Here is an 8560-nt window from a genome sequence, read left to right as displayed (position 1 = left end):
CCACCGAGAACGTGCCGTCCCGCTGGATGTTGGCGTGAACTCGGTCGTTGATGAACAGCGCGCCGCGCTCGTCCACCCAGTCCGGGCCCCACACCGTCCGCAGCAACGACGCCAACGGCATCTTGGCCGCGGCATCCTCCGCTCCACCGGTCGCCAACGCGGCGAAGACCGCAGACACCGCCCGAAGATCCTGCGCGCGAATCGCGTCGATCAGCTCCGGCTTGGTCATCGGGATACACGGCACGTACCAGTCTGCGGTCGGGTCGGCCTCGACGGCACCGCCTGCTGCGCACGCGATGATGTCCTTCACCAGTCCCTTGCACGATCCGCACCCCTTGCCTGCCCGGGTCTTCGCGGTCACGTCGCCGAGGTTCTTCGCGCCTGCGTGTACGCAGGCCACGATGGCTCCCTTGGTGACGCCGTTGCAGTTGCACACCTGGACGTCGTCGGCCAGCTCGGCGGCTCCTGTTGCCGCAGAGGGGGTGCCCATGTCGAAGAGCATGCTGATGCGCTCGTCGGGCAACGGCACTTTCTCGTCGAACGCCTGGGTGAGGAAGTTGGCCTTGGAGATGTCGCCCAACAGGGTGGCACCGACGAGTTTGTTGTTCCGCACGATCACCGACTTGTACGTACCGCTGCGCGGCTCGTAGAACTGGACGAACTCGTCGTCGTCTCGTTCGGGGGCGGTGATCCCCATCGAGGCGACGTCGACACCGGCGACCTTGAGCTTGGTGGTCAGACGCGAACCGTGGTACGCCGCAGTGGGATCGGCTCCGGTGAGCACGTCTGCCAACACGACGGCCTGCTCCCACAGCGGAGCGACGAGGCCGTAGACCTCGCCGCGGTGTTGGCAGCATTCACCGACGGCATAGATGGAACCCTCGTCCTCGCAACGTAATTGGTCGTCGACGACGATTCCGCGTTCGATCAGCAGTCCGCCGGCGCGAGCGAAATCGACGCTGGGACGAATGCCCGCGGTGACGACGACCATGTCAGCGGCGAGCGAGGTGCCGTCGTTGAACCCCACGCCGGTGACGACGCCGTCCTCGGAGCGCAACACCGAGGTGGTTCGCTTGGAGGTGTGCACGCCGACGCCGAGTGACTCGATCTTGTTCCGTAGTACGCGGCCGCCACGCTCGTCGAGCTGCTGATTCATCAGGTGACCGGGGGAGTGCACCACGTTCACTTCCAGGCCCTGCGTGCGCAAGCCGTATGCGGCTTCGAGTCCGAGCAGTCCGCCGCCGATGACGACGGCGCACACGTCGTCGCGCGACTGCGCCATCTGCAGCATGCCGTTGGTGTCGGCGATGGTGCGGAACCCGAACACGCCTCGCGCCAGCCTGCCGTCGGACTCGCGGAGACCGTCCATGTTGGGGAAGAACGTGTTGCTGCCGGTGGCGATGATCAGCACGTCGTAGTCGACGGACCGACCGCTCTCGCAGACGACGGTCTTGGAGAACCGGTCGAGCGAGATCGCGCGGTCTCCGGCGTGCAGCGTGACGCCGTTCTCGCTGTACCAGCTCATCGGGTTGAGGATCAGGTCCTCGTCGTCGACGGTGGCCTCGCCGGACAACACGTGCGAGAGCATGATTCGGTTGTAGTTGCCGTACGGCTCGTCGCCGATCATGGTGATCTCGAACGACGAACTGCCGCCGCGTTTGATGATCTCCTCGACCGCCCTGGCACCGGCCATCCCGTTACCGACCACCAGCAGCCGCTGCTTGCCCGCGGTCATCAGATCAACACCAGACCGAAATCGACGACGACCTCTCCGCTGGTTCCGGCAGGGGCGGCGACGACCAATTCGAGCACCGTGTCGGGATCCACGTCCTCGACCACCCGCAGCGGAATGTTCACGCCGCTCTTGGCACCCATCGGGAACATGCGCATCGGACTGCCGTCGCGCAGCAAGGTGACGACCACCAGCTCGTCGCTCGAATTTCCGCCGCGAAAGTACAGCGGCTGAGCCGTCGTACCCTCGGGGACGACGAAGCTGAGGCTGGGATCGATCAGCTCGGGCTTGTCCAGACCGTGTCCGGTGAACGAGAAGACGCCTTGCAGGAATCGCGGTGTGCTGGCCATACCCACGAGGTTGCGGGGTCGGGGTGACGTCACCGCTGCGGTGACGTTACGTCGGGATCAGAAAGACCTCACCGGCCCCCGGCTCCTCCTGTGCGGTCGGTCAGAGCCCGAAGTTGCCCGGACCGCGTCGCCTCAAGTACTTCTCGAACTCGGCCGCGATGGCGTCGCCGTCGATCTTGGCGATCGCATCGGACATGTCCACCTCGGCGTCGCCGCGTTCCTCGAGGCTGCGAACGTATTCGCTGATCTCCTCGTCTTCCTTCGTCATCTCGGTCACCGCCTCTTCCCATTCCTCGGCCTGGGTGGGCAGTTCGCCGAGCGGTACCTCGATGTCGAGCACGTCCTCGACCCGCTGCAGCAGCGCCACGGTGGCCTTGGGGTTGGGCGGCTGGGAGACGTAGTGCGGGACCGCAGCCCAGAAGGAGACCGCAGGCACCCCGGCCTTGACGCACTCGTCCTGCAGCACACCGGTGATCCCGGTCGGTCCCTCGTAGCGAGTCTGTTCCAGGTTGAACTGTTCGGCCGATTCGGTGCTGTAGGCGGTGCCGGTCACCGGAACGGGTCTGGTGTGGGGAGTGTCCGCCAGCAGTGCGCCCAGGATCACCACGGTCTCGACGCCGAGCTGTTCGACGAATTCGAGGAGGTCGTCGCAGAAACTGCGCCAGCGCATGTTCGGCTCGATGCCACGTAGCAGCACCACATCGCGCGAGCTGCCGGGAGGCGAACACACCGACAGCCGAGTCGACGGCCACTCGATCTCGCGCGTGACACCGTCCACCTGCCGGACTGTCGGGCGGTTGACCTGGTAGTCGTAGTAGTCCTCCGAGTCCAGTTCGGCCAGCGGACTGGCGTCCCAGATCAGCTCCAGATGCTCGATCGCGCCGCTGGCTGCATCTCCCGCGTCGTTCCAGCCCTCGAAGGCAGCGACCAGGATCGGGGAGCGCAACTCGGGAATGACGTCGTCGAGATCGTCGAGGTCGTCGAGGTCTGTGGCATTGGCCACAGCATCGTGGACGGCCTCGATCAATGCAGCATCCAGAGGCACATCCGATCCGGCAACTGAAATGTCCGTATTTTCGTTTCCGTCGTCGATCGGGGACTGGCCATCGAGGTTTCGGGGACTCACCACGACAGCCTACGACCCGACGTAACTTCGGTGCCCACTACTCTGTAGTGATGCCCGCTCAACACAAGCCCAGTCTGCTCGATGCGATTTCACGTCGTGTTGTCATCGGCGACGGAGCGATGGGCACGATGCTCCAGGACGCCGACCTCACTCTCGACGACTTTCTCGGTCTGGAGGGATGCAACGAAATCCTGAATGCCACCAGGCCGGACGTGCTGCGTGAGATTCACCGCGAGTACTTCGCGGCCGGTGCGGACGCCGTCGAGACCAACACCTTCGGCTGCAATCTGCCCAACCTGGCCGATTACGACATCGAGGACCGCATCCGCGAGTTGGCCGAGAAAGGCACCCGGCTCGCGCGTGAGACCGCCGACGAGATGGGCCCGGGCCGCGACGGGATGGGCCGCTTCGTGTTGGGTTCCATGGGCCCCGGTACCAAGCTCCCCACTCTCGGCCACGCCCCCTTCGCCCGACTGCGCGACGCGTACACCGAAGCTGCCCTCGGCATGATCGACGGCGGTGCCGACGCCATCCTGGTCGAGACCTGCCAGGACTTGCTACAGGTCAAGGCCGCGATCATCGGCAGCCAGCACGCGATGGACAAGCTGGGCGTCCGCATCCCGATCATCACCCACGTCACCGTCGAGACGACGGGCGCGATGCTCGTCGGCAGCGAGATCGGTGCCGCACTGACGGCACTCGAACCCCTCGGTATCGACATGATCGGGCTCAACTGTGCGACCGGCCCGGCCGAGATGAGCGAGCACCTGCGCCATCTGTCCAAGCATTCGCGTCTTCCGGTGTCGGTGATGCCCAATGCCGGCCTGCCCACCCTGGGCGCGAAAGGGGCCGAGTACCCACTGACCGCTCCCGAATTGGCCGAGGCCCTGAGCGGTTTCGTCAGCGAATACGGGTTGGCTCTGGTGGGAGGTTGCTGTGGCACCACGCCCGAGCACATCCGCCAGGTTGCCGACATGGTGCACGGGGCAACGAAACTCGAACGGCAGCCCGCGCCCGAGCCGGGCGTCTCCTCGCTGTACACCGCCGTTCCGTTCGAGCAGGATGCCAGCATCCTGATGATCGGTGAGCGCACCAACTCCAACGGGTCCAAGGCATTTCGCGACGCGATGCTCGCCGAGGACTACGAGAAGTGCCTCGACATCGCCAAGGACCAGACCCGCGACGGCGCGCACATGCTCGACCTCAACGTCGACTACGTCGGCCGCGACGGCGCCGCGGACATGGCCGCGTTGGCCAGCCGACTGGCGACGGCGTCGACCCTGCCGATCATGCTCGACTCCACCGAACCTGCCGTTCTCGAAGCAGGTTTGGAGCACCTCGGTGGCCGCAGCGCGGTCAACTCGGTCAACTACGAGGACGGCGACGGACCCGACTCGCGATTCCAGAAGATCATGCGTCTGGTCAAGGAGCACGGCGCCGCCGTCGTTGCGCTGACCATCGACGAAGAGGGACAGGCACGTACGGCCGAATGGAAGGTGCGCGTCGCAGACCGGTTGATCACCGACATCACCGAGAACTGGGGCCTGCGCCACGAGGACATCATCGTCGACACCCTCACTTTCCCGATCTCGACGGGCCAGGAAGAGGTGCGACGCGACGGCATCGAGACCATCGAGGCGATCCGGCAGCTCAAGGAGAAGTACCCGAAGGTGCACACCACCCTCGGGCTGTCGAACATCTCGTTCGGCCTCAATCCCGCTGCACGCCAGGTGCTGAACTCGGTGTTCCTGCACGAGTGCACACAGGCCGGCCTCGACACCGCCATCGTGCACGCGTCGAAGATCCTGCCGATGAACAAGATTCCCGACGAGCAGCGCGAGACGGCCCTCGATCTGGTGTACGACCGCCGCAGCGAGGGCTACGACCCGCTGCAGAAGCTCATGCAGCTCTTCGAGGGGGTCTCCGCAGCGTCGGCGCGGGAATCTCGCGCGGAAGAACTCGGCCGTTTGCCGCTGTTCGAGCGACTCGAACGACGCATCGTCGACGGCGAACGCAACGGCCTCGACGCCGATCTCGACGCCGCGATGGCCGAGAAGCCGCCGCTGGAAATCATCAACGAGACTTTGCTCTCGGGGATGAAGACCGTGGGCGAGCTGTTCGGCTCAGGTCAGATGCAGCTGCCGTTCGTGCTCGCCTCCGCCGAGGTGATGAAGGCTGCTGTGGCGTATCTCGAACCGCACATGGAAGCAACCGACGACGACGGCAAGGGTCGCATCGTGCTCGGTACCGTCAAGGGCGACGTGCACGATATCGGTAAGAACCTCGTCGACATCATCCTGAGCAACAACGGGTACGAGGTGGTCAATCTCGGTATCAAGCAACCGATTTCGACCATTCTGGAAGCCGCGATCGACAAGCGCGCCGACGTGATCGGCATGTCCGGGCTACTGGTCAAGTCCACCGTGGTCATGAAGGACAACCTCATCGAACTCAACTCGAAGGGTGTCGCCGAGCAATTCCCGGTTCTGCTGGGCGGAGCGGCCCTGACCCGGTCGTATGTCGAGAACGACTTGCAGGACGTCTACGAGGGCGACGTGCACTATGCGCGTGATGCATTCGAGGGCCTTCGCCTGATGGACACCATCATGACCACCAAGCGCGGTGGCGGACCGGCCCCGGACAGCCCCGAGGCACTCGCTGCGAAGGCCAAGACGGCCGAGCGCAAGGAACGCCACGAGCGGTCCAAGCGCATCGCCGAGAAGCGCAAGGCCGCCGAAGCGCCGGTGGTCGTGCCCGAACGATCCGATGTCGCTGCCGACATCGACATCCCGGTGCCGCCGTTCTGGGGCACGCGCATCGTCAAGGGCGTGTCACTGTCGGAGTACTCGGGACTGCTCGACGAGCGGGCCCTGTTCCTGGGGCAATGGGGTCTGCGCGGTGCCCGCAAGGGCGAAGGTGCCACGTACGAGGACCTGGTGGAATCGGAAGGCAAACCGCGCCTGCGGTATTGGCTCGATCGACTGAGCACCGACGGCATCCTCGCACACGCGGCATTGGTGTACGGGTACTTCCCGGCGGTCTCGGAGGGCGACGACGTCGTCGTGCTCACCGAACCCGAACCCGATGCGCCCGAACGCTTTCGGTTCACGTTCCCACGGCAGCACCGCGACCGCTTCCTCTGCATATCGGACTTCGTTCGGTCGCGTTCGGCGGCACGGGAATCGGGCAAGGTCGATGTTCTGCCGATGAACCTGGTGACGATGGGCCAGCCCATCGCGGACTTCGCCAACGAGCTGTTCGCCGCCGACTCGTACCGTGACTACCTCGAGGTCCACGGAATCGGCGTTCAGCTCACCGAAGCCCTGGCCGAGTACTGGCACCGCCGGGTACGCGAGGAACTGAAGCTCTCCGACGGCAATTCCGTCGCCTCGGAGGATCCCACCGAGGCCGAGGGCTTCTTCAAACTCGAATATCGCGGTGCGCGTTACTCGTTCGGCTACGGCGCATGCCCCGATCTCGAGGACCGCATCAAGCTCGCCGCACTTCTCGAACCCGAGCGAATCGGCGTCAAGCTCTCCGAGGAACTGCAGCTACACCCCGAACAGTCGACCGATGCGTTCGTACTTCATCACCCGGAGGCCAAGTACTTCAATGTCTAGAACCCACCTGCAGGGTGTCCTGTGGGACATGGACGGCACACTGCTCGACTCGGAGAAGATCTGGGACGTCGCCATCGGTGAGTACTCCCGCTCACTGGGAACGGAACTCAGCGCGGAGGTGCGTGAAAGCACCCTCGGCAACTCGATGTGGGATGCACTGCGCAAGGTCTTGGCGAATGCCGGGGTCGAGGTCACCGACGAGCGCCTGATCGAGGGCCGTGAGTGGCTGACCACACGAGTCGGAGACCTGTTCGCCGAGGGGATTCCGTGGCGCCCCGGTGCCAAGGACGCTCTTGCGCTCGTGCGCGAGATGGGTCTGTCGACCGGGTTGGTCACCAACACCGAGCGGGGTCTGGTCGAGCGGGCTCTGGACACCCTGGGGCGCGAGTACTTCGACATCACGGTCACCGGCGACGAGGTCGAGGCAGGCAAACCGCATCCGGCCCCGTACCTGCGCGGTGCAGCGTTGCTCGGACTCGACGCAGCTTCGTGCCTTGCGGTCGAGGATTCGCCCACCGGTTCGCTGTCGGCGCACACCGCCGGTTGTCCGGTGCTGGTGGTTCCGTCCGAAATCGCGGTGCGGGCCGCACCGGGGTACACCATCCGCGATGGTCTCGTCGGATTGACCGCCGACGAGGTGCGACGAGCCTGGGCATCCTGATCTCGACCGATTCGTACCCCCGAGCGACGACGTGAAAGAATATCCATCCGTGAAGACTTTCGATTCGCTGTTCGCCGAGCTCACCGACCGCTCGAAGACCCGCCCCGAGGGTTCGGGCACCGTAGCAGCGTTGGACGCGGGAGTTCATTTCCAGGGCAAGAAGGTCCTCGAAGAAGCCGGTGAAGTGTGGATCGCCGCCGAGCACGAGAGCGACGAGGCACTCGCCGAGGAGATCTCGCAGCTGCTCTACTGGGTCCAGGTGATGATGGTGGGTAGAGGCCTCGAACTCGAGGACGTCTACAAACATCTGTGAGTTCGATCCGCATGTCGCTCACGAACTCGTCGAACAAGGAAAACTGCATGCTGCGCGTAGCCGTACCCAACAAGGGCGCTCTCTCCGAGTCCGCCGCCGAAATTCTCAGTGAAGCCGGCTACCGACGCCGAAGCGATTCCAAAGACCTGACGGTTCTCGATCCGGCGAACGGCGTCGAATTCTTCTTTCTGCGCCCCAAGGACATCGCGATCTACGTCGGATCCGGGCAGCTGGATCTGGGCATCACCGGACGCGACCTGGCTCTCGATTCCGGTGCTGCTGTCGAAGAGCGGCTGGCACTCGGATTCGGCCGATCGACCTTCCGCTATGCCGCACCCGCGGGCAAGGAGTGGGCACCCGAGGATCTGGGTGGATTGCGCATCGCGACGTCCTATCCCAACCTGGTGCGCAAGGATCTGGCCGCCAGAGGACTCGAAGCAACGGTCATCCGCCTCGACGGTGCGGTGGAGATCTCCATCCAGCTCGGGGTCGCCGACGCGATCGCCGACGTCGTGGAGTCGGGTCGCTCGCTGCGTCAGAACAACCTCGTGGCATTCGGCGAATCTCTCTGCGATTCCGAGGGCGTCTTGATCGAACGAGCAGGCACACCGGGCACCGACTCCGCACGCAAGCAACTCATCGCCCGCGTACAGGGCGTCGTCTTCGCACAGCAGTACCTGATGCTCGATTACGACTGCCCCAAGTCGATCCTCGACGAGGCCGTCAAGATCACTCCTGGAATCGAATCGCCCACCCTG

7 protein-coding genes are annotated in these 8560 nt (G+C 64.7%); 4 read left to right on the top strand and 3 right to left on the bottom strand.

Annotated elements, in window-relative coordinates; translation table 11 throughout:
- The 3 genes from A2J02_RS14330 to A2J02_RS14320 all read right to left on the bottom strand — a co-directional run.
- The coding region (locus A2J02_RS14330) for an FAD-dependent oxidoreductase (protein WP_068050788.1) at positions 1–1735 on the bottom strand (1735 nt) is incomplete at its 3' end.
- Positions 1735–2082, bottom strand: coding sequence for a molybdopterin oxidoreductase (locus A2J02_RS14325; protein ID WP_068050787.1), 348 nt, complete (start codon positions 2080–2082; stop codon positions 1735–1737). The genes A2J02_RS14325 and A2J02_RS14330, both read right to left, overlap by 1 nt.
- A gap of 100 nt (positions 2083–2182) precedes the next feature.
- A complete protein-coding gene (locus A2J02_RS14320; protein WP_068050790.1) occupies positions 2183–3085 on the bottom strand; it encodes a PAC2 family protein in 903 nt (300 codons plus the stop codon).
- A 173-nt stretch (positions 3086–3258) separates the two neighbouring features.
- Here A2J02_RS14320 and metH point away from each other — a divergent pair, with 173 nt between their 5' ends.
- The 4 genes from metH to hisG all read left to right on the top strand — a co-directional run.
- The gene (gene metH, locus A2J02_RS14315; RefSeq protein WP_068050786.1) at positions 3259–6828 is read left to right on the top strand and encodes a methionine synthase; all 3570 of its coding nucleotides are present in this window, start codon (positions 3259–3261) and stop codon (positions 6826–6828) included.
- Entirely contained in the window at positions 6821–7489 is a 669-nt protein-coding gene (locus A2J02_RS14310) for an HAD family hydrolase (RefSeq protein ID WP_068050785.1), read from the top strand. The genes metH and A2J02_RS14310 overlap by 8 nt, the downstream gene beginning before the upstream one ends.
- Positions 7490–7538: 49 nt before the next feature.
- Positions 7539–7802: a phosphoribosyl-ATP diphosphatase gene (locus A2J02_RS14305; RefSeq protein WP_032398466.1), complete on the top strand. Its 264-nt coding sequence runs from the start codon at positions 7539–7541 to the stop codon at positions 7800–7802.
- Positions 7803–7849: 47 nt separating this feature from the next.
- Positions 7850–8560 (top strand): ATP phosphoribosyltransferase (hisG, locus tag A2J02_RS14300; RefSeq protein ID WP_068050789.1); only part of this gene is annotated, 711 nt, incomplete at its 3' end.

This window comes from Rhodococcus sp. EPR-147 (assembly GCF_001647185.1).
Classification (GTDB): Bacteria; Actinomycetota; Actinomycetes; order Mycobacteriales; family Mycobacteriaceae; genus Rhodococcoides.
This window is presented reverse-complemented; position numbering and strand designations above follow the sequence as displayed.